20 protein-coding genes are annotated in these 22,766 nt (G+C 33.1%); 8 read left to right on the top strand and 12 right to left on the bottom strand.

The window, feature by feature from the left end; translation table 11 throughout:
* The 11 genes from hisG to ACFWV9_RS09970 all read right to left on the bottom strand — a co-directional run bounded on the left by hisG (position 1) and on the right by ACFWV9_RS09970 (position 11,831).
* Complete coding sequence (gene hisG, locus ACFWV9_RS10020) at positions 1-858, bottom strand: ATP phosphoribosyltransferase (protein ID WP_411895076.1); 858 nt, start codon at positions 856-858, stop codon at positions 1-3.
* Between the two features lie 225 nt (positions 859-1,083).
* The gene (locus ACFWV9_RS10015) at positions 1,084-1,899 is read right to left on the bottom strand and encodes a prohibitin family protein (RefSeq protein ID WP_411895075.1); all 816 of its coding nucleotides are present in this window, start codon (positions 1,897-1,899) and stop codon (positions 1,084-1,086) included.
* A 12-nt stretch (positions 1,900-1,911) separates the two neighbouring features.
* Positions 1,912-3,945, bottom strand: a complete 2,034-nt coding sequence (locus ACFWV9_RS10010) for a VWA domain-containing protein (RefSeq protein ID WP_411895074.1) — start codon at positions 3,943-3,945, stop codon at positions 1,912-1,914.
* Between the two features lie 38 nt (positions 3,946-3,983).
* A complete protein-coding gene (gene fabG, locus ACFWV9_RS10005; protein ID WP_411895073.1) occupies positions 3,984-4,730 on the bottom strand; it encodes a 3-oxoacyl-[acyl-carrier-protein] reductase in 747 nt (248 codons plus the stop codon).
* A 130-nt stretch (positions 4,731-4,860) separates the two neighbouring features.
* Positions 4,861-5,730, bottom strand: coding sequence for a succinate--CoA ligase subunit alpha (sucD, locus tag ACFWV9_RS10000; RefSeq protein WP_411895072.1), 870 nt, complete (start codon positions 5,728-5,730; stop codon positions 4,861-4,863).
* A 69-nt stretch (positions 5,731-5,799) separates the two neighbouring features.
* Positions 5,800-6,741: a UDP-3-O-(3-hydroxymyristoyl)glucosamine N-acyltransferase gene (locus ACFWV9_RS09995; RefSeq protein WP_411895071.1), complete on the bottom strand. Its 942-nt coding sequence runs from the start codon at positions 6,739-6,741 to the stop codon at positions 5,800-5,802.
* Positions 6,742-7,308 (bottom strand): elongation factor P, encoded by a 567-nt coding sequence (efp, locus tag ACFWV9_RS09990; protein WP_411895070.1) that lies wholly within the window; start codon positions 7,306-7,308, stop codon positions 6,742-6,744.
* A 21-nt stretch (positions 7,309-7,329) separates the two neighbouring features.
* The gene (lpxA, locus tag ACFWV9_RS09985) at positions 7,330-8,115 is read right to left on the bottom strand and encodes an acyl-ACP--UDP-N-acetylglucosamine O-acyltransferase (protein WP_411895069.1); all 786 of its coding nucleotides are present in this window, start codon (positions 8,113-8,115) and stop codon (positions 7,330-7,332) included.
* A gap of 1 nt (position 8,116) precedes the next feature.
* The gene (locus ACFWV9_RS09980; RefSeq protein WP_411895068.1) at positions 8,117-9,523 is read right to left on the bottom strand and encodes a bifunctional UDP-3-O-[3-hydroxymyristoyl] N-acetylglucosamine deacetylase/3-hydroxyacyl-ACP dehydratase; all 1,407 of its coding nucleotides are present in this window, start codon (positions 9,521-9,523) and stop codon (positions 8,117-8,119) included.
* Positions 9,510-10,538: a UDP-3-O-(3-hydroxymyristoyl)glucosamine N-acyltransferase gene (lpxD, locus tag ACFWV9_RS09975; protein WP_411895067.1), complete on the bottom strand. Its 1,029-nt coding sequence runs from the start codon at positions 10,536-10,538 to the stop codon at positions 9,510-9,512. The genes ACFWV9_RS09980 and lpxD overlap by 14 nt, the downstream gene beginning before the upstream one ends.
* Positions 10,539-10,586: 48 nt before the next feature.
* Complete coding sequence (locus ACFWV9_RS09970) at positions 10,587-11,831, bottom strand: HD domain-containing protein (protein ID WP_411895066.1); 1,245 nt, start codon at positions 11,829-11,831, stop codon at positions 10,587-10,589.
* A gap of 26 nt (positions 11,832-11,857) precedes the next feature.
* Between ACFWV9_RS09970 and ACFWV9_RS09965 the strand changes: the two genes are divergently transcribed.
* The 8 genes from ACFWV9_RS09965 (at position 11,858) to ACFWV9_RS09930 (ending at position 19,092) form a co-directional block, all read left to right on the top strand.
* Positions 11,858-13,405 carry a PglZ domain-containing protein gene (locus tag ACFWV9_RS09965; RefSeq protein WP_411895065.1) on the top strand — a complete coding sequence of 516 codons (1,548 nt, stop codon included), beginning with the start codon at positions 11,858-11,860 and terminating at the stop codon, positions 13,403-13,405.
* Between the two features lie 70 nt (positions 13,406-13,475).
* Complete coding sequence (gene tsaE, locus ACFWV9_RS09960) at positions 13,476-13,967, top strand: tRNA (adenosine(37)-N6)-threonylcarbamoyltransferase complex ATPase subunit type 1 TsaE (protein WP_411895064.1); 492 nt, start codon at positions 13,476-13,478, stop codon at positions 13,965-13,967.
* A 158-nt stretch (positions 13,968-14,125) separates the two neighbouring features.
* Positions 14,126-14,269 carry a hypothetical protein gene (locus ACFWV9_RS09955; protein ID WP_411895063.1) on the top strand — a complete coding sequence of 48 codons (144 nt, stop codon included), beginning with the start codon at positions 14,126-14,128 and terminating at the stop codon, positions 14,267-14,269.
* On the top strand, positions 14,232-14,765 hold the full coding sequence (locus ACFWV9_RS09950) for a hypothetical protein (RefSeq protein WP_411895062.1): 534 nt from the start codon (positions 14,232-14,234) through the stop codon (positions 14,763-14,765). Before ACFWV9_RS09955 ends, ACFWV9_RS09950 begins: the two co-directional genes overlap by 38 nt.
* Positions 14,766-14,868: 103 nt before the next feature.
* Positions 14,869-16,068 carry an alanine dehydrogenase gene (locus ACFWV9_RS09945; RefSeq protein WP_411895061.1) on the top strand — a complete coding sequence of 400 codons (1,200 nt, stop codon included), beginning with the start codon at positions 14,869-14,871 and terminating at the stop codon, positions 16,066-16,068.
* Between the two features lie 13 nt (positions 16,069-16,081).
* Positions 16,082-16,459: a hypothetical protein gene (locus ACFWV9_RS09940; RefSeq protein ID WP_411895060.1), complete on the top strand. Its 378-nt coding sequence runs from the start codon at positions 16,082-16,084 to the stop codon at positions 16,457-16,459.
* Between the two features lie 81 nt (positions 16,460-16,540).
* Entirely contained in the window at positions 16,541-17,560 is a 1,020-nt protein-coding gene (locus ACFWV9_RS09935; protein WP_411895059.1) for an NAD-dependent epimerase, read from the top strand.
* Between the two features lie 152 nt (positions 17,561-17,712).
* Positions 17,713-19,092 (top strand): nucleotide sugar dehydrogenase, encoded by a 1,380-nt coding sequence (locus tag ACFWV9_RS09930; RefSeq protein WP_411895058.1) that lies wholly within the window; start codon positions 17,713-17,715, stop codon positions 19,090-19,092.
* Here the strand turns inward: ACFWV9_RS09930 and ACFWV9_RS09925 are convergent.
* Positions 19,079-22,747: an Ig-like domain-containing protein gene (locus ACFWV9_RS09925; protein ID WP_411895057.1), complete on the bottom strand. Its 3,669-nt coding sequence runs from the start codon at positions 22,745-22,747 to the stop codon at positions 19,079-19,081. The genes ACFWV9_RS09930 and ACFWV9_RS09925 overlap by 14 nt on opposite strands.
* Positions 22,748-22,766 lie beyond the last annotated feature (19 nt).

The raw sequence follows: 22,766 nt of genomic DNA, 5'->3' as shown, positions 1-22,766 counted from the left end.
TTACAAGACCATATTTTCAATTGGACATACCAATATGCCTTCTGCTCCATTGGTTTTGAGTTCATCAATAACATTCCAAAAATCATTCTTGTTGATTACTGAGTGTAACGAACTCCAACCATCTTTAGCTAATGGCAAAATTGTTGGACTGTTCATTCCTGGCAAAATATTTACAATTACATCTAACTTATCATTAGGAGCGTTAAGAAGCACATATTTATTTTCTCTTCCTCTCAGTACAGATTTTAATCTGAATTGTATCTTATTAATTATAGCTTGATTCTCTTCAGAAATTTTTGGTGATGTTGCTAATACAGCTTCTGATTTTAAAAGCACTTCAATCTCTTTTAAACCGTTTTTAAATAATGTACTACCACTTGAAACTATATCGCATATACCATCTGCCAATCCTATATTAGGCGCGATTTCAACTGAACCATTAATAATATGCAGATTAGCATTGACACTTTCTTTGGCTAAGAATTGATTAACAGTATTAGGATAGGAAGTTGCAATACGTTTACCTTCTAGATCCTTCAAAGAAGTTGCATCAGAAGATTTTGGCACAGCTATCGACACTCGGCATTTTGAAAAACCTAGTTTTTCAACAATAGTAATATCTTTTCCTTTTTCAATTAAAACGTTTTCGCCTATTATGGCTGCATCTACTACTCCGTCCTTCAAATATTGAGGGATATCTCCATTTCTAAGATAAAAGACCTCAAGCGGAAAATTACGTGCTGATGCCTTTAATTGATCCTTACCATTATCAATTGAAATACCTATTTGCTTTAATATTTTAAGAGAATCTACATTAAGTCTTCCTGACTTCTGAACCGCAATTTTTAATTTATTCATTTTAAGTTTTGGTTAGTTTAAAAACACCATAAGCTTTAAACAAAAAACCCATTTGATGTTCTCAAACGGGTTTTAAAATTTATGTTGACAATAATCAATACATCTTTACCTCGCTTGAGCGATTATATGTAAATGATGATGTAAATGATTAAAATTCATTTCTTATATATCTGAAGCAAAGTTTGTAAAATTTATTCTAAAATTCCAAAGCTTTAACAAAAATTTTTATTGATTCCCTAATATAATTGGCATACCACTATCACCAGAACCAATTACTATGACTTTACTGTTTGGTGATTCTGATAATTTCACTGTAGCTTCAATACCTTTATCTTGAAGAATCTTATCTGTCAATGAAGCACTTAATATGCGGTTAGCGTCTGCTTTACCTTGGGCTTCAATAATTACTTTCTCAGCCTCTTTTTCTGCAGTAACTAATCTAAATTCATATTCTAAAGATTCTTGTTCTTGCTTTAATTTACGTTCAATCGCTTCTTTGATTGTTGGAGGTAAGGTTACATCCCTTACTAACACTTCATTTAATTGAACATATTGTTTATCAAGTATTTTCTTGGTTTCTTGAAAAATTTCAACTTGAATAGCATCACGTTTAGTTGAATACAAATCGTCTGGTGTATAACGCCCAATAACACTCCTAGCTGCACTACGTATTGCAGGCTGAATAACGCGCTGCAAATAGCCTTGTCCAATAGACTGGTGCAAATTCCCTAACTCGTTATAAACAGGTTCATACCAAGCAGAAGCATCAATTTGAATTTCCAAACCATTTGATGATAATACTTTCATTTTTTCGAACAACTCTTGCTGACGTACTTCGTAAACGTATACTTTATTCCAAGGTGCAACAATATGAAAACCTTCTCCCATTGGTGGTTCATCAACAACAACTCCTTCCCCAAAGGTTTTAAATAATACGCCTGCTTCACCAGAATCAATAGTCACAGCCGATTTAGCTACAACAATTACTAAAATAATTATTCCTATTAAAATCGGTAATCCAATTTTTGGTAATTTTTCCATTTCAAATTATATTTAAATTAAACCGTTATATTTTCTTAAAAACCACTCGGCAAATAAGCATATTGCTATAATACCAAGAAGATATTTCCAATCCACCAAAGGTACGATATTTTTAGTGCTTTTTTGAATTGTGGTATATCTAATATCGTTTAATAATTCCTGAATTAATGAGCTACTTTTTGTTGCAAAAAAAGCTTGTCCTTGACTATTCTCAGCAATTGAATTGAGTTTATTAATATCTGCATTTAAGAATTGTTGTTCTACATTATAGTCCAATATTCTGAATTGACCTGAAGATGATATTGACTCAGAACTATGTTTTATCTTAAAATCATATTCGCCTGCATCGATACCGCTTAGATCTACGGTATAATTTGAACCATTCAACAATAAAGGGATTTCCTTTAACTCATCTGTTTCTTTGTTTTTAAATTCAATATTTAAGGATGCCTTTACATCAAACTCGAAGCTTTCATTAAAATATTGTGCAGATATAATTACATCATCATTACCATTATAAAACGACTCATAATCTACATTTAGTCTATTACGTTTTTTATTTGAGCTCAAATACTGAATCAGCTTTCCAATAAAATTATCAAAATCCGTAAAGCTCTCTGTATCTAAATAAGATTGTGCTCTCCATCGCCAAATACCTTCTCCGACTAAAACAGCGTGTTTCATATTATCAAATGCATATGTTGCTAACATAGCATCGCCAGTATTTATTCCATTTACTTTCTTATATAAAATAACATCTGCTGGCACTAAAAAGTTAAATCCTCCAAATTCAGATTTTAATGGTGGGTAATCCTCAAAAGTTATGTTATCTATTATGAAGGTATTATAATTTCTATTTAATTCTGGCTGAAAATCTTCAGTTTGATTTGATATTTCCCATAACACTTTTAGATGTGTACTATTTATAAATTCATAATCTGTTCCTGATCCTGTAATTATAAAAGTATTTAAATTCTGTTTCTTTATTTCATTAAGAATTGAATTAAAGTTATTATTTGGTTGATACAATATAACTAATTGAAAATCATTGATTTGATTAAAATATTCAATTGGTTTTAAAATGCTTACACTTCGTTGCTCATTGCTTTCAATAGCCTTCTTTAATGCACCTAAATCTGGATGTAATTGATCGTATACTATTGCAATATTTGTCTTTTGATCAATAACTTCAACACCAAAATTTTTATAATTATTTATTTTATTTTTTTCTTGACTTAAAGGAATTAATTCTACACGATAAGTTTTTATACCTACACTACTAGCCAGTAATGTGGTATTAACAATTTCAGAAGATTTAGAATTATCGAATTGGACTTGTTTTCTATAAACAACAGAATTTCCTCTCCATATTTTTAGTTCGGTATTTACAGGTTCCTCACCTGTGTAATTTAAAATGATTTCTACTGGAAATTTATTCTTTAAAAATGTATATCGATTGACGTTTAGTTGTTTTATCCTTAAGTCAGAATAAACCGTTGAATCTCCTAATATTACTGGATAAATGGGCTGATTTAATGATTTTGATAAATAACTATAATCAGTCCCTAAGGTTTGATTTCCATCAGAGATTAGAACTATTGGAGCAGTTTTATTTTTATAAACTTCATCTAGTTGTATGAGAGCACCTGAAATATTTGATTGTCCTTTGGTATATGAGATACTATCTAAACCACTAATTTCTTTACCAAAACTGTATTGGTCTATATTAAAACGTTGTTGAATCTCTGGAGTTTCGATAATCTTATTAAAGATATCTGAGGCTATAGAATCTTGTTCAAGATATTTAATCGATTCTGAGTTGTCCGCAACAATAACCAAAGTTGGTTTTTCATTGAAGTAAGTGACCGCTTCAAATTTTGGATTAATTAATAATAGTAATATACCAAATATTGCAAAAGCTCTTAATCCAAATAATATATTCCTTAGATAGCCCTTTATTTTCGACTTATATAAATACTGAAACAGCGCTAATAAAAGCGCTGCTATCCCAGCAATAATAATATATAAAATCGTTTCTGTTTGCATAGTATTGTAGTCATAACAATCTGACTACTCAAAATATATTATGTTAGCATACCTCCATCTACATTCAGAGTTTGACCTGTTACATAAGAACTAAGGTCACTACCCAAATAAACGCATGCATTTGCTATATCCGCTGGTGTACCTCCTCTTTTTAATGGTATGGCTGCACGCCAACCTTTTACTGTTTCCTCATCAAGTTTAGCAGTCATTTCCGTTTCAATAAAACCTGGTGCAATAACATTACTTCTAATATTACGTGAGCCTAGTTCTAAAGCAACCGATTTTGAAAATCCTATTATACCAGCTTTTGATGCTGCATAATTTGTCTGACCAGCATTTCCTTTTACACCAACAACAGAACTCATATTAATTATCGATCCTTTGCGCTGTTTAAGCATAGTACGTTGCACGGCTTTTGTCATATTAAAAACGGATTTAAGATTAACCTCAATAACCTTATCAAAATCTTCCTCTCCCATACGCATTAATAAATTATCCTTTGTTATACCTGCATTATTTACGAGTATATCAATGGATCCAAATTCTGCTAATACATCTTCAGCCAATTTTTGAGCTTCATCAAAACTTGCGGCATTACTCTGATAACCTTTAGCTTTTATTCCTTTGGCATTTAAATCCATTTCTAATGCCTTTGCGGCATCTACAGACGAACTGTATGTAAATGCTACATTAGCACCATGATCTGCAAAAACTTCTGCAATACCTTTACCAATCCCTCGACTAGCACCAGTGACTATAGCAGTTTTTCCTTCTAATAATTTCATCTTAGTTATATGATTAGTTAGTTTGTTATTGATTAATTGCTTCTCTCAAATATAATAATTACAAATTGCAAGAAATAAAAAAACCTCACAAGATTTTGTAAGGTTTTTAACTTTTATAATTCGTTATAAATTACAGTACTTCTGCTACTTTTTTCCCAATTTCTGCAGGTGAATCAACCACGTGAATCCCACATGCTTTCATAATTTTCTTCTTAGCCTGAGCTGTATCATCACTACCACCAACTATCGCACCAGCATGTCCCATGGTTCTTCCAGCAGGAGCAGTTTCACCAGCAATGAATCCAACCACTGGTTTTTTACTACCACTTTCTTTATACCATTGAGCAGCGTCAGCTTCTAATTGACCTCCAATTTCACCAATCATTACAACTGCTTCAGTTTCAGGATCATTTATCAGTAACTCAACCGCTTCTTTAGTTGTTGTACCAATAATCGGATCTCCACCAATACCTATAGCCGTAGTGATTCCTAGCCCTTGTTTAACAACTTGGTCTGCAGCTTCGTAGGTTAAAGTACCAGATTTTGACACTATACCTACCTTACCTTTTTTGAAAACAAAACCAGGCATAATACCTACTTTTGCTTCTTCTGGTGTAATTACGCCAGGACAATTAGGACCAACTAAACGGCTTCCCTTATCTTTAATATAATCGGCTGCCTTAATCATATCTGCTACTGGAATTCCTTCAGTTATTGTTATAATTACTTTGATACCCGCATCTGCCGCTTCCATTATTGCATCTGCAGCAAATGCTGGAGGTACAAAAATAATTGTCGTATCTGCACCGGCTTTTTCCACTGCTTCTGATACAGTATTAAAAACAGGTCTATCTAAATGCGTTTGTCCTCCTTTACCTGGTGTAACGCCTCCTACAACATTTGTTCCATATTCGATCATTTGACCAGCATGGAAAGTACCTTCACTTCCAGTAAATCCTTGTACAATAATCTTTGAATCTTTATTAACTAATACGCTCATTAGATATTTATTTAGTTTTATTAAATATGGGTGCAAAAATAATTCTTCTTTAGTTAAATATAAAGTGAATCAATTACTATTTTTTTTAATGAATTCTAATATTTCAGGTATCTTTTTAATATAGGCCATTTCCTTAAAAAATGTTCGTGCTTCTTTTGCTGGAGAACCAAAATAAGTCTTGCCGCCTATTGTAGTGTGTCCTAATCCAGACTGAGCATAAAGAACGGTTCCTTCAGAAATAGTAATCCCGCTTTTTACACCCACTTGGCCCCAAATAGTAACATTGTCTTCAACTATAACACAACCTGCTATTCCTGTCTGAGAAGCAATTAAACATTTTTTACCTATCAAGGTGTCATGTCCAATCTGTATTTGGTTGTCTAATTTAGAACCTTCACCTATTGTTGTGTCACCAGTAACACCTCTATCAATAGTACATAAGGCACCAATATCAACATTGTCTTCGATAATTACACGACCACCGGAAATTAATTGATCATATCCTTCCGGTCTGTTTTTGTAATAAAATGCCGATGCACCCAACACAGTACCAGCATGTATTGTTACATTATCACCAATGACAGTATCATCATAAATACTTACATTAGAATGAATCACACAATTTTTGCCAATTGACACATTGTTGCCTATAAAACAATTTGGTTGGATAACAGTACCCTCACCAATATTAGCATCTACGGCAATTGCAACATTTGCCGATTTAAATGGTTTGAAGTGAAGTGTTAATTTATTAAAATCCCTGAAAGGATCATCTGAAATTAAAAGTGCTTTACCTTCTGGACATTCTACTCTTTTATTTATCAAAACTATGGTAGCATCAGATTCTAATGCTTTATTGTAGTATTTTGGATGGTCTACAAATACTATATCTCCTGGTTCTACAACATGTATCTCATTTATTCCATATATAGGAAAATCAGCATCACCTACAAATTTGCAAGAAATTAATTCTGCAATTTGTTCTAAGGTATATACTTTAGGAAATTTCATTTATTCTTTGATACGTTCTTTATAAGTGCCCTTTTCTGTTTCGATTTTAATTTTGTCGCCTTCATTGATAAATAAAGGAACATTTACTGAAGCACCTGTTTCAACAGTTGCAGGTTTTGTAGCGTTTGTTGCTGTATTTCCTTTTACGCCTGGCTCAGTTGCAGTAACTTCTAAAATAACAGTAGCTGGCATATCAACTAATAATGGCATGTTATCTTCCGTGTTAATTAGAATGGTAACAACTTCTCCTTCCTTCATTAAATCAGGTCTATCTAAAGTTGCTTCTAACAAGCGAATTTGAGTATAATCAGCTTCATTCATAAAATGATAAAATTCACCATCATTATATAAATATTGAAATTTATGTGTTTCGACACGTACATCCTCAATCTTATGACCTGCAGAAAATGTATTATCAATTACTTTACCAGTGGTAACACTTTTAAGTTTAGTTCTCACAAAAGCTGGACCTTTTCCTGGTTTAACATGCAAAAACTCAATGATTTTGTATATATCGTGATTGTATTTAATGCATAATCCGTTTCGGATGTCTGATGTACTTGCCATAAATAAATGATCTTATTTCTATTAATTTGATTTAAAATACCCTTTCATAATTCCTCGATGCGAATTCTTTATGAACTGTAGAATTTCATCACGCTCTGTTGTAGCTTCCATTTCAGCTTCAATTATTTCTGATGCTTGAGTATTATTATAATTCTTTTGATAAAGTATTCTATAAATATTTTGAATCTCTCTAATTTTGTCTGTACTAAATCCTCTACGTCTTAATCCTACAGAATTAATACCTACATAAGATAAAGGCTCTCTAGCTGCCTTAACAAAAGGCGGAACATCTTTTCTTACTAAAGATCCGCCTGTAACAAAAGCATGACTGCCAATGGAGCAAAACTGATGCACCGCTGTCATACCTGCTAATACCACATGGTCTCCTACCGTAATGTGTCCAGCTAACGTACTATTATTTGAAAAGATACAATTCTTACCTACCACACAATCATGTGCAATGTGACAATATGCCATAATAAGGCAGTTATCACCAATTACAGTTTTCATTTTATCTGTTGTACCACGATTTATAGTAACACATTCTCTTATCGTTACATTGTTACCTATTTCAACAGTTGTATCTTCATCATTATATTTAAGATCTTGGGGTACTGCAGAAATTACGGCTCCTGGAAAAATATTACAATTTTTGCCAATTCTTGCGCCTTCCATAATGGTAACATTACTTCCAATCCAAGTCCCTTCACCTATTTTTACATTGTTATGTATTGTTGTAAATGGCTCAATTACAACATTCTTTGCAATTTTGGCTCCAGGATGTACGTATGCTAGTGGTTGGTTCATTTTATTTTACTTTAGATATTTGGGCCATTAATTCAGCTTCAGCACACAGTTTGCCATTGGCGTAGGCATAACCTTGCATATGACAAATACCTCTTCTTATAGCCGTTATCAAGGAGCATTTAAAAATTAAAGTGTCTCCTGGTACAACTTTTTGTTTAAACTTAACATTATCCATTTTCATGAAGAAAGTCAAATAGTTTTCAGGATCAGGAACAGTACTTAAAACTAATATTCCACCTGTTTGAGCCATAGCTTCAACTATTAAAACACCCGGCATTACAGGTGCTCCAGGGAAATGACCTTTAAAGAATTCTTCATTCATGGTCACATTCTTCATGCCAATAACATGGTTTTCCGTTAATTCATAAACCTTATCAAGTAATAAAAATGGTTGTCTATGTGGTAACATATTCATAATTTGATTGACATCCATGAGTGGAGGTGCATTCAAATCTACTTGAGGTACATTGTTACGTCTTTCGTTCTTTATTAATTTAGATATTTTTTTTGCAAACTGTGTGTTAACAAAATGCCCAGGCTTATTTGCAATCACCTTACCTCTTATTCTTGTTCCGATAAGTGCCAAATCACCAACAACATCTAATAATTTATGACGCGCTGCTTCGTTAGGGTAATGAAGCGTAAGATTATCTAATATTCCATTAGGTTTTACTGCAATACTATCTTTCTTAAAGGCTATTTTAAGTTTCTCCATTGTTTCTTCAGATAATTCTTTATCCACATAAACAATAGCATTATTAAGGTCACCACCTTTAATTAATCCATGTTCTAAAAGCATTTCTATTTCATGAAGAAAACTAAAAGTTCTTGCATCGGCTATTTCAGTTTTAAACTCGGAAACATCATTCAAAGTCGCATTTTGAGTGCCTAATACTTTTGTACCAAAATCTACCATTGTGGTAACTTGATATGTTTTTGATGGCATTAGGATAATTTCGCTACCAGATTCTTCGTCTGAATATGATACAACTTGCTTTACTTCATACTCTTCTCTAACTGAATCTTGCTCAACAATTCCAGCCTTTTCAATTGCTTCAACAAAAAACTTTGAAGAACCGTCCATTATTGGAGGTTCTGAAGCATTAAGTTCTATAATTGCATTATCAATATCTAGCCCAACTAAAGCTGCTAAAACATGCTCACAAGTCTGGATAGTTACACCATTTTTCTCTAAACATGTACCACGTTGCGTATTAGTAACATAGTTGGCATCTGCTTCTATTTTAGGACAACCCTCTAAATCAACACGCTCAAAAATGAAACCCGAATTTTCGAGACCTGGTTTAAAAACCAATTTTACATCAGTACCTGTATGTAGGCCAACACCCTCAAGTGACACCTTCTCTTTAATGGTCTTTTGCTTCGTTTCAGTTTTAATTATTGCCATCGACTTTCTTTTCTAAATCGTTTATATTTTTTACAATCTTTGGTAAGTTTTTGAAATAGACATATGATTTATTGTAGTCACCATAAGTTAAGGCTGGCGATCCTTGTAATACCTCATTATCTTTTACATGTCTACCAATACCTGATTGTGCTTGAATTTTTACATTATTACCAATAGTGATGTGCCCAACAATACCAACCTGTCCTCCTATTTGACAGTTTTCACCAATTTTAGTAGAGCCTGCTACACCTGTTTGAGCAGCGATTACAGTGTTTTTACCAATTTCAACATTATGAGCAATTTGAATTTGATTATCTAATTTAACACCTCTTCTAATAATTGTAGATCCTAAGGTAGCTCTGTCTATTGTTGTTCCGGCACCAATATCAACGAAATCCTCTAAGATTACATTTCCGATTTGAGGAACCTTTGAATATTCTCCCTTTTCATTTGGCGCAAAACCAAAACCATCAGCTCCAATAATTGCACCGGAGTTAATTACACAACTCTCACCAATAACACACTCAGAATATATTTTTGCACCGGAAAAGACAATGGAATTATCATCAATTGTGACATTATCACCTACATACGTACTAGGATAAATCTTTACATTATTACCTAATTTTACGTTGTCACCTATATATGAAAATGCTCCAACGTAACAATTCTCTCCCAACTTGGCAGAATCCGAAATATAACTTGGTTGTTCTATTCCGGACTTATTAAGCTTGATTTGATTGTAATACTCTAATAACTTGGTAAAAGCGCCATAAGCATCATCTACTTTTATTAAGGTTGTAGTAAGTTCTTCTTCGGGCTCAAAATCCGCATTTACAATGGTAATTGAGGCCTTTGTAGAATATATATACGGTCTATACTTTGGATTTGCTAGAAACGTTAATGATCCTTCTTTACCTTCTTCAATTTTTGCGAGTTCTGAAACCTCTACAGTTGGATCACCAACCACATTTCCTTCTAATATACCTGCTATTTGCTCTGCTGTAAATTTCAATTAATTGATTTTAGTTTGCCGGTTTCCCGCAAAAATAGAAAAAATGTATCACATTTTCTTCTTAGGATAGCACATATAATGTTTAGTAACGGGTTTACTTAGTGCTTTGAGATTAAGCTGATCCGTTGCTTTGACGATATCTTTGATTTTCCCGGTCTTATATAGTATATCTATGTTCTCCTTTTTTTGTTGATATGCTTGGTTAGTTATCTTACCCTTAAACACAAAATAATCTGCCTCCGATTCAGAGATTTTATATTGATTCATTAAATCTTTCTTGTGCTCTACTAACTCAGAAACTTTAATACTTTTATTCTTTATCTGAATTTTCAACAAGTCCCTATTTATAATCATATCACATAGGTTACTGAGCACAAAATCATTATGATATTGCCATTCCTTTATTGCCGAGATAATATCGTAATCATCAAGTTTGGCAAATACCTGCAAGGTAGAATCCTCAAAATTAGATTTATTAATTTCTACACTCAAGAAATGGTTAAGTGCATGACTACAAGACAAATTTTCTCCCTCTATGGCTAATTCTTTAGCACGCTTCAAGATTCTAGTTAATAGTTGTTCTGCTACCAAACCGGTTTTATGCAAGTACACTTGCCAATACATAAATCGTCTGGCAATTAAGAACTTTTCAACACTATAAATACCTTTTTCTTCAATAACCAGATGTTCATCAACTACATTTAACATTGTTATTAAACGTTCGCTATTTATATTTCCTTCGGCTACACCGGTATAAAAACTATCTCGCTTCAAATAATCAGCTCTATCCATATCAATCTGACTAGAAATTAACTGACACATAAATTTTCGTGGATACTCACCTATAAATATAGAGATGGCTAAAGTTAAACTTCCGTTAAACTCTTCATTTAAAGCCTCCATAAAATAGAGCGATATTTCTTCATGTGTAATGTCTGTCACAAGGCTATGTTCCATAGCATGAGAAAACGGTCCATGACCAATATCATGTAATAAAATGGCTATTAACAAACCATTTTCTTCATCTTCAGCAATGCTAACTCCTTTAAAACGAAGCACATTGATAGCTTGTTGCATTAAATGCATGCTACCTAATGCATGATGAAATCTTGTATGATGGGCACCTGGATAAACCAAATAGGACATCCCCATTTGAGTAATTCGTCTTAACCTTTGGAAGTATTTATGCTCTATTAAGTCAAAAATTAAAGAATTCGGAATAGTAATAAATCCGTAAATTGGATCGTTAAATATTTTGAGCTTATTCTTGATAGGCAAAATGTTTAAATTCATTAATTAAGAAACAAATATACACCAACATGATTAATATTCTTTGGGTTGACGATGAAATAGATTTACTTAAACCACATATACTATTTTTAGAGCAAAAGCAATACGAAGTAACTACTTGCCAGAGTGGTACAGAGGCACTAGAAATTATTGACGATACTAACTTTGATATTGTTTTCCTCGATGAAAATATGCCAGGTTTAACAGGCCTTGAAACTCTGAATGAAATTAAAGAGCGTCGTGCCAATCTTCCTGTTGTTATGATTACCAAAAGTGAAGAAGAATATATTATGGAAGAAGCGATTGGTAGTAAAATTGCCGATTATTTAATTAAGCCTGTTAATCCAAATCAAATATTATTGAGTTTAAAAAAGAATTTGGATCATTCGCGCCTAGTTTCAGAAAAGACAACATCCAACTACCAACAGGAATTTAGAAAAATAGCTATGGACCTATCTATGGTGAATTCTTATGAAGAATGGATAGAGTTATATCAAAAACTTATTTATTGGGAAATACAACTCGAAGATATTGAAGATGTGGGAATGACAGATATCTTAGAGTCACAAAAAACCGAAGCAAATTCACAGTTTGGTAAGTTCATTGAAAAAAATTATTCAGATTGGTTTGAACCAAATATTGATGCACCAATAATGTCACACACTTTATTTAAAGAAAAAGTAGTGCCTGAATTAAGTGATAAACAGCCTACGTTGATGGTAGTTATAGATAATTTACGTTATGACCAGTGGAAAGCATTTGAACCTATAGTCAATAATTATTATAAGAAGACTTCAGAACTGCCGTTTTATAGTATTCTGCCAACAGCTACACAATATGCTAGAAATGCAATTTTCTCTGGTTTGATGCCTGCTGATATGGAGAAGTTGTTTCCACAATATTGGAAAAATGATACGGATGAAGGTGGTAAAAATATGCATGAAGCTGATTTTTTAAGGGAACAAATAAAGCGCCTAGGATTAAACCACCTTAAATATGAATACTACAAGATTACAAACCTAAAATTGGGTAAAAAACTAGTTGAAAACTTCAGATCATTAAAAGACAATGACCTCATTGTTGTAGTCTACAACTTTGTTGATATGTTGTCACATTCTAAAACGGAAATGGAAGTGGTTAAGGAATTGGCTTCAAATGATAAAGCCTATCGATCACTTACTGTAAGTTGGTTTAAAAATTCACCTTTATTAGAAATGATTCAATTATCTCAACAACTCGGATTTAAATTGATTTTAACTACAGATCATGGCACCATAAATGTTAATGCGCCAACTAAGGTAATTGGAGATAGAGATACAAGTCTAAACCTACGGTATAAGACTGGTAGGAGTCTTACGTATCAAGATAAAGACGTATTAGCTATCAAAGATCCTAAAAGTATCCATTTACCTGCTCTAACCATGAGCAGTTCTTTTATTTTCGCAAAGGGAGACTTGTTCTTAGCATACCCAAATAACTTTAATCATTATGTAAGTTATTACAGAAACACTTACCAGCATGGTGGCGTTTCCCTCGAGGAAATGATAATTCCATTTGTCGTTTTAGACCCTAAATAAATCCGTAAAAAGCATAAATATCCGATGAAATACACTTTTTCTTAGGTTTTCTCAATAATTATCTCTATTATTGTGCTTGGTAATAAGAGTAAGAACATTGAATAATATTCAATTTAAATATCATTTAGAAAATATTGATTCTGTTGCAAAACAGATTTTAGAGCATTTAGATTCCAAAGTCCTTTTGTTTAATGGTACTATGGGTTCTGGAAAAACAACCTTAATTAATGCAATGCTAAAGGCAATGAACAGTTCTGATGTTGCAACAAGTCCAACATTTTCTATAGTTAATGAATATCAACTACCAGATGACAAAGTTTATCATTTCGACTTTTATAGAGTTGAAAGTATAGAAGAAGCCTATAATTTTGGTATTGAAGATTATCTTACATCCAATCATTGGATTTTTATAGAGTGGCCAGAACGAATTTCTGAAATATTACCTAAAGAATCTCAAACCATTACCATCACTGAATTAGAAGACAGTCAAAGATCCCTCAAATTGACCATAAATAAAAGAAGTTTAACCGAAAATAACGCCATGACAGTACCAAAATTTTAATAGAATTTTGACAATATTTCTAAAAGATTAGCAATCAGGTTACGGAAAAACCGTAACTGAATACGCCATAATTCTTGGATTTTAACATTCTTACATTTTAAACAGGTCCAATCCTAGTTTAACTTTGTAGTAATTAATTAATTAAATCCCTAGAAATTATGAAGACTAAAAAACTAGTTTTAGCGATTGCAATCTTTGGAGGAATGTTATTCACTGTTCAGGCAGCTAACATTATTGACATAGATGAGCAAGTTACAACACAAGTTGACAAAAGAAAACTTAAAGTTCCACCAGCAGGATAAAAAGTCCTACGGTAGGAAAATTTTAACAGGGAGTATCGTTGCAACCATAGTTGCCGCTACTCCCTTTTTATTTTATTTATATGAATATGTACCGGATACTCAGGAATGGGATACAATTTTTGGTAAATATTATAGTATAGAATATGAAAGTGCGAATGTTGCCATGTGGGTTCTGGCAATGAAATTTGTCCCTCTTTTACTTTCTCTCATTTGGTTTTTTACCTGTAAGCATTGGTGGTATCATGCTCTTTTAGTACCAATTGCTATGTTTTCATATCAATGCGTAGTTTCACTAAACTTTGACGCAAGATATTTAGATGTTGCTGATATTATTTGGTTCGTACCTATAATGGCAATCGTTTTCCCATCAATTTATTTAATCAGGGCAAAAATGTTTGATAAAATAAATGACCACGATAAAACCATGGAAGAGCTTGAGGAGGAATTTATGATAAAACCAAAATCAGTTTGGGGGAAAATCAGCCAATACTTTTAGATAAACTTTTTAAATAGAGCGTTTTAATAATTGACGATTCAAAAAATTCATACATTTAAGTGAGTTTCACTATCTTGCAATAAGGATTTAGAAACTTACTTAAATGAGCAAATCATTAACGCCTTTTACCAAGGCTCAATTACTGCCTCAAGAGGAAACCTTAGAGATTTTAAAACAAAAAGGTGAACTATTTATTGGTATACCAAAAGAAACACATTTTCAAGAGAAACGTGTATGCTTAACACCAGATGCAATATCTGCATTAACAGCAAATGGACATCGCGTTTTATTAGAATCCGGTGCTGGTGAAGGTGCAAAATTCAAAGACAAAGATTATAGCGAAGCTGGTGCAGAAGTAACTAAAGACAAATCTAAAGTCTACTCCTGCCCCATTATTCTTAAGGTTGAACCGCCAGCATTAGATGAAATAGAATTGATTAACCCTCAAACTATTTTAATTTCTGCACTTCAAATTAAAACCCAGAGTAAGACATATTTTGAGGCTCTTGCCAAAAAAAGAATCACTGCGCTCGCATTTGAATTTATTAAAGATGAAGATGGAGCATACCCTGCAGTACGATCACTAAGTGAAATAGCAGGAACAGCGTCTATTTTAGTTGCTTCAGAGTTATTATCTAATGTAAATGGTGGTAACGGATTAATGATGGGCAATATAAATGGTGTGCCACCAACAGAAGTTGTCATCCTAGGTGCTGGTACTGTGGGTGAATTTGCTGCTCGTTCTGCTATTGGTTTAGGGGCAAATGTTAAGATTTTTGACAGCTCAATCACCAAGCTTCGATGTATACAGACTAGTCTAGGTCAAAATGTATATACATCTACCATGCAACCTAAAAACCTCATAAAAGCTTTAAAACGATGCGATGTAGCTATTGGTGCGGTAAGAGGAAGTAATAGATCCCCAGTTGTAGTAACTGAGACCATGGTAGAACATATGAAAAATGGATCGGTAATAATTGATGTGAGTATTGATATGGGTGGTTGCTTTGAAACAAGCGAAGTCACAACTCATGATCACCCTACTTTTGAGCATAATGGTGTAATTCATTATTGTGTGCCAAACATACCAGCTCGTTATTCTAGAACAGCTTCAGTTTCAATCAGTAATATTTTTACTCCATATCTTTTACAAATAGGCGAACATGGTGGCATAGAAAATGCCTTGCGTTTTGATAGAGGATTAAAAAATGGGTTGTACCTTTACCACGGAATTTTGACAAACAAATCAGTTGCAGATTGGTACGATTTAGACTATAATGATGCTAATCTCTTAATTTTCTAAACTAAATTATTTAATGAAATTTGTTCAACGCTTAGGATACTACCTTGGTGGTTTTGCTATTGGTTTAATAATTCTAATGTTTTTTTTGAATGGAAAGAAAGCATCTTGTGATTATGGGCCTAACGCTCGCACTGTTAAGAATATTAGTTCTAAAACAATAGTCTATTCTGAAAATGTGCAATTATTCATGAATAATAATGGATTAGACTCCACAATAGTTAAAAACTTAATTAAATTTGGAGATGTTGATTTTGCCAAAAGTAATACCAAATTAGATTCTTGCAATATTTACTATATTGATAATATATATAAAGAAAAACCAATCAAATTGTCTGTAAAAAACTGTAATTCATTTTCTAAAATAATAGACATGAGTTACATTAACGAATAAATTCACATTTTCAAAGTATAATTATCAATCATAAAATTTTAATTTTAATCTTTGAGTTTTAAACTTAAATCTACCTTTTAAATGAAAATTCTCGTAACCGGAGCCGCGGGATTTATTGGCTTTTTTACTTCAAAAGTTTTAGCGGAGAAAGGCCATAATGTTATTGGACTAGATAACATTAATGATTATTATGACATTAACCTAAAATACTCCAGACTAAAAGAATTAGGAATTAAAAGAGAAAGTGCAGAAAAGTTCAATAAATTATCATTAAGTGATAAATTGAATTTTTCTTTTGTAAGAATGAACTTGGAAGATCGTGAAGCTCTTCCTAGACTATTCGAGAATGAAAAATTTGATGTAGTTTGTAACCTTGCGGCCCAAGCAGGAGTTAGATATAGTTTGGAAAACCCAAACACTTATGTCGACTCAAACCTAGTGGGGTTTGTAAATGTTTTAGAATGTTGCAGACATTATGATATTAAGCATTTAGTTTATGCTAGTAGTTCTAGTGTATATGGTCTAAATGAAAAAATACCATTCTCAACAAATGATAATGTAGATCATCCTATAAGTCTATATGCTGCTACTAAAAAGAGCAATGAGTTAATGGCGCATACTTATAGTCATTTGTTCAAAATTCCAACAACAGGACTTCGATTTTTCACAGTATATGGCCCATGGGGAAGACCAGATATGGCCATGTTCTTATTTACTGACGCCATAATAAATGATAGACCAATAAAGGTTTTTAATCATGGTAAAATGGAAAGAGACTTCACTTATATTGATGATATTGTTGAGGGTGTTGTGAGAATATGTGAAAAATCAACTACTGAGAGGAAAAATCAAAAATCAGTTTATAAAATATACAATATTGGTAATAATAACTCAGTAAAATTGATGGATTTTATTGAGGAAATAGAATTGAGTCTAAACAAAGTTGCCAAGAAGGAAATGTTACCAATCCAACCTGGTGACGTTGAAAGAACTTGGGCCGATGTTGATGAACTAATATCAGATTTCGATTATAGGCCCGATACATCAATTAAAGATGGAGTTAGATCTTTTATTGATTGGTTTAAAAATTATTACAATTAAAATTCATTCAACGGTAGAATTGGTTTTTCTATTGTTAAAATTGAATTTAATCGTTAAAACAGTACTTTAATATAGAATATTATAAAAATTAGAATATTTAATTCACATTTGCTTCAATTAAAAATTAACCCAAGTCAAATTAGTCAAAGACTATGAAAATCAATAAAATATGTTGTATCGGTGCTGGTTACGTAGGTGGTCCAACAATGGCTGTAATCGCCAAAAAAAATCCAAATATCCAAGTTACTATTGTAGACATTAATCAAGAAAGAATTGATGCCTGGAATGATGAAGATGTCTCAAAATTACCTATTTATGAGCCTGGTCTAGCAGAAATCATCGAAGAAACGAGAGGTGACAATCTACATTTTTCTACAGAAATTGACAAAGCAATAGATGAATCTGAAATGATTTTTATTTCTGTGAATACTCCGACCAAAACATATGGTAAAGGAAAAGGTATGGCAGCCGATTTGAAATATGTTGAGCTATGTGCAAGAAATATTGCCGATGTTGCTACCACTGACAAGATTGTAGTAGAAAAATCCACATTACCTGTTAGGACAGCACAAGCCATTAAGAGTATTTTAGATAACACAGGTAGTGATGTTAAGTTTGACATACTTTCTAATCCTGAATTTTTGGCAGAAGGTACTGCAATTCAAGATTTATTGAAACCAGACCGCGTTTTAATAGGTGGTGAATCTGAGGAAGCAATTGATGCTTTAGCAAATATTTATGGTAGCTGGGTGCCACAAAAACAAATACTAAGAACAAATGTTTGGTCCTCAGAATTATCAAAATTGACGGCAAACGCATTTTTGGCTCAACGTATTTCTTCTATCAATGCAATATCAGAGCTTTGTGAACATACTGAAGCCAATGTAAATGAAGTGGCAAGAGCAATTGGTATGGATTCTAGAATTGGCCCAAAATTCCTTAATGCTTCAATTGGTTTTGGAGGATCTTGCTTTCAAAAAGATATTTTAAATTTAGTCTATATAGCCAGGAGTTATGGTTTAAACGAGGTAGCTGATTATTGGGAACAAGTAATAGTGTTGAATGATCATCAAAAAAGAAGATTCTCAGACAAATTGATTAGTACTTTATATAATACTGTTTCTGGTAAAAAAATTGCTATGCTCGGTTGGGCTTTTAAAAAGGACACCAACGATACTCGTGAGTCAGCTGCTATTTATGTCGCAGATCATTTACTTAGTGAACTCGCTAATATGGCAGTGTACGACCCAAAAGTAGAAAAGTCAAGGATTTTATCTGATTTAAATTATCTCAATACAAGATCCGAGCAAAAGAACGAAGAGCTTGTAGAAGTTTTTGACAATCCATACGATGCAATTAAAGATGCACACGCAATTGCCATTATGACTGAATGGGATGAATTCAAATCCTATGACTGGTCTAAAATATACGATACTATGAAAAAACCAGCATTTATCTTTGATGGACGCAACATTTTAAATAAAGAGGAAATTGAATCTATCGGTTTTAAATATTATACTATCGGACAATAAGCTTTTTAGTCAATTCATTACCACTTCCATCAATTAATTTAACAAAATAAATGCCATTTGATAATGTTCTTAATTCTATTCTAGAATTAGTTTCTGGAAGTTGATTCTCATTTTCAATTTTAGTCTGTTGCACAATTTTACCAGTAAAATCATAAATAAGAACATCAGAAACTTCCGAAGCTCCGTTTAATCTAACATTAACGTAACTATAGGCAGGATTTGGGTATATATTGAAGGAAACATCGTCAGACAGATCATCGTTTTGATTCTCCGTGCTTTCATCACAATTACCTTGAACAGTTACTCTCACGGTAGCTTCATCAAAATCCAATGCATTAAATACTGTTACGGTATAATCTGTAGTTATAAATGGAGAAACTTGTATTGATTGTGTTATTTCACCAGTACTCCATAAAAACTGATCACCACCAGTTGCCGTTAATGTTACAACTTCATTCAAACAGATATTAACATCTTCTCCGGCGTATGCTTGAACAGGTTCAAATACATTTACTGTCACTTGTTGTTCATCAAAACAATCATTTATGTAACCGCGTACCTCATATGTAGTGGTTACCGATGGACTCACGGCTATATTTGGCTGTGTTGCGCCATTATTCCATTCGTATGAATTTGCACCTGACGCAGATAATGTAATAAAATCACCATTTAGTATATCGACAGAATCGCCATTTAATATCACGACATTTGGATTAGGGTCTACAAATACAGTAACTTCATCCGAGTCTTCATATACACCACTACTTACTGTAACAGTGTATGTTGTAGTAGAAATTGGGCTCACCGATATACTTTGAGAGGTCTCACCAGTACTCCATAAATAGGAATCTCCGCTATTAGCTGATAATGTAACAACATCTCCACTACCATCACAAATTCGCTCATCATCACCTGCAAATGCTTCAAACAATTCCTCCACAGTAACTGTAACTTGAACTTGTACCTCACAAGCACCATTTGTTCCTGTTACCGTATAAGTAGTTGTAACATCGGGACTGACAGTAATTGTATTGGTTGTTTGACCAGTATTCCAAAGGTATTCATTGGCACCTTCAACTGTAAGTGTCACACTTTCTCCTTCTATTATTTCTACATCGTCTGAAATCGTTAAATCTGGCAAATTATCAACAAAAACAGTTACGCTATCTTCCAGAGAATTACCATTATTATCCGAAACTGTAACTGTATAGGTTGTTGTAATTTGAGGTGCCACAGTAATTACAGATGTAGTTTCACCAGTGCTCCACAAATAATTAGGTCCACCTGAGGCAGTCAACTGAACGGTTTCTCCTTCACAAATTGACTGATCGTCTCCAGCATTTGCAATTAACTCTGAGTAAAATGTAATAGAAAAAGTGTCACTAGCAATTATATTACCTTGAGCTGCATTTTGAGCATAGTAAATTATTTCAAAATCGTATGTTCCCTCTTGTACGACATATCCAACTAAATCAGGACCGTCATTTTGGTGAGGTAATCCCCAATAAATAGCTTCATTTTCATAGTAGGTTCCTGATGTTGGGCCTGACCAATTTGTTTGTATACTTCCAACAATCTGATTGCCATCGCCTCCTTCGGGTATGCTTCTGAAATTAATTTCAGTACTAGAATTTTCTAAATTAATACTTGTATCACCAACGATATTTTGTAGCATTTCATCCGAAATTGTATTATAGAATTCATAAGTTCCAAAAAAGGTATCTACTACTGTTACGTCTATAGAATCTGAAAGTCCAGAAATATCGGCTACAAATTGTATTTGTGCTGTCCCGACAGAAATAGGATTTACATTTCCATTTTCATCAACCATTGCAATAGATGTGTCACTACTACTCCAAATTCCAGATGTTTGTGTAGAATTTGATGGTATGAAATTCAAGAATAACTGAGCTTCATCTTCTAGTTCCAAAGTCAAATCTTGTGGGGAAATAGCTACCGATTCTAACGGAATAATTATATTGGTTACAGTTATTTCCGTTGTATCTGTAAAACTTCCATCATTTGATACAAATCTAATTTCGACTACACCTTCTGAAACTGAGGTCACTAGACCATTAGAATCAACAGTTGCAATAGATTCATTTTCTGAAGTCCAAACACCAGATTGATTGGTAGTATTTGCAGGTGTAAATTGCACGTCCAAATCTATAGTTTCCGGAACATTTAAAGTAGCCATGTCTGGTGTTATGTTTAATCCTGTGGCTTCTACGTTTCCCGCTGCACCAATATCTACCATATTTAAATATTCTTCCAACCATGTATAGCCACTTGGAGCTAAATCATTATGATCCTGTCCTTGTGGAACATTTGCTTGAAACCAATCTTCAGGTATATGAGGATTCGTAATATAAAAACCTGCTAATCTTGTGTTATTTGGTACTCCAACTGCTTGAGTGCCATATTCAGATTGATAATTAAGCATACTTACATTACTGTCATTTTCAAAATATCCAATGTATGTTGATTGTAAATTATCTAAATATTCTCCTACTGAACCATCTGCATTTAAATAGTGTCTAGCGCCAACATTATCTATTAAATACGGCTTCACTTCATTACTTGATAAAATTGGAACAGCAACACCATTAAGAGTAAAAGCACCATTTACAAATACAGATGGGTTTATAGAACCATTTTCAACATAACCAGACCATCCTAATGTATTATCGTTGTCATAATTTGTTATTCCTAATGCTGATGCATGACTGCTTTCTAAATAATTTCCACTTGTATAAATTCTATACGTATTGGTACTAAGTCTAACCTTGTTTAAACCATCGGCAGTATTTATGTTTGTTGTAGAATTTGTACCACTTTGATAATAATTACCAATTTCATTTAGTTCAAAAGCAAATCCATCAAATCGCATTGCTCTCCATTTCCAATTGTGAAGTCCATTGTTAATAACATCAACCCTACCTTCACCTGCATATTTTGGGAACCGGTGAGAAACATTAACAAACATATTTCTAAGTACAGAAACAGGTTGGTAACTTGGGTTACTACCGTCGTTTTCAGCTATTCCCATTATAAGGCCAGTCTTGTTTTCGCAAAATAAGCTATTTTGAACTGTTACATTGCCGTCGTTTGGGTCTGTTTTATCACTAGTATCCAATCCCTCGTCTGTACCATACCAAAATTCACAATGGTCTATAATATAATTATCCGACTGAAATACCCTTAAAGAATCCCATTCACCACCTGCTGAACCACCCCGAGCTTTTATATATCGAATTATGATATTACTCATGTTCTGTAATATAAACGTTCCGTTAGCAAGTGTAATACCACCTTCTGGTGCAGTTTGACCTGCAATTGTTAAATCTCCATATTGAGGGCCATTGATAAATTCTCTCGTACCACCTAAATCGATAGTTCCAGATACATCAAATACAATTGTTCTAGGATAAGCTTGTTTTAGAGCCCATCTCAATGAACCAGGACTATTGCTATTAGAAAGATTAGTTACATGAATAACCGTACCTCCCCTACCTCCACTGACATTAGCACCTGCGCCATAGGCATTTGGAAAAGCTTTTATCTGCGCATTAGTATCGGTTGATACAAAAAATAAAATTATTAGTATATAAAGACAATGATAGCAATTTGCTATTGTTTTTTCTAAGGGGGCCATAATAAGTAGGTATTATTTA

The sequence above is a fragment of the Winogradskyella sp. A2 genome, from assembly GCF_046762865.1.
In the GTDB taxonomy this organism is placed as follows: domain Bacteria; phylum Bacteroidota; class Bacteroidia; order Flavobacteriales; family Flavobacteriaceae; genus Winogradskyella.
This window is presented reverse-complemented; position numbering and strand designations above follow the sequence as displayed.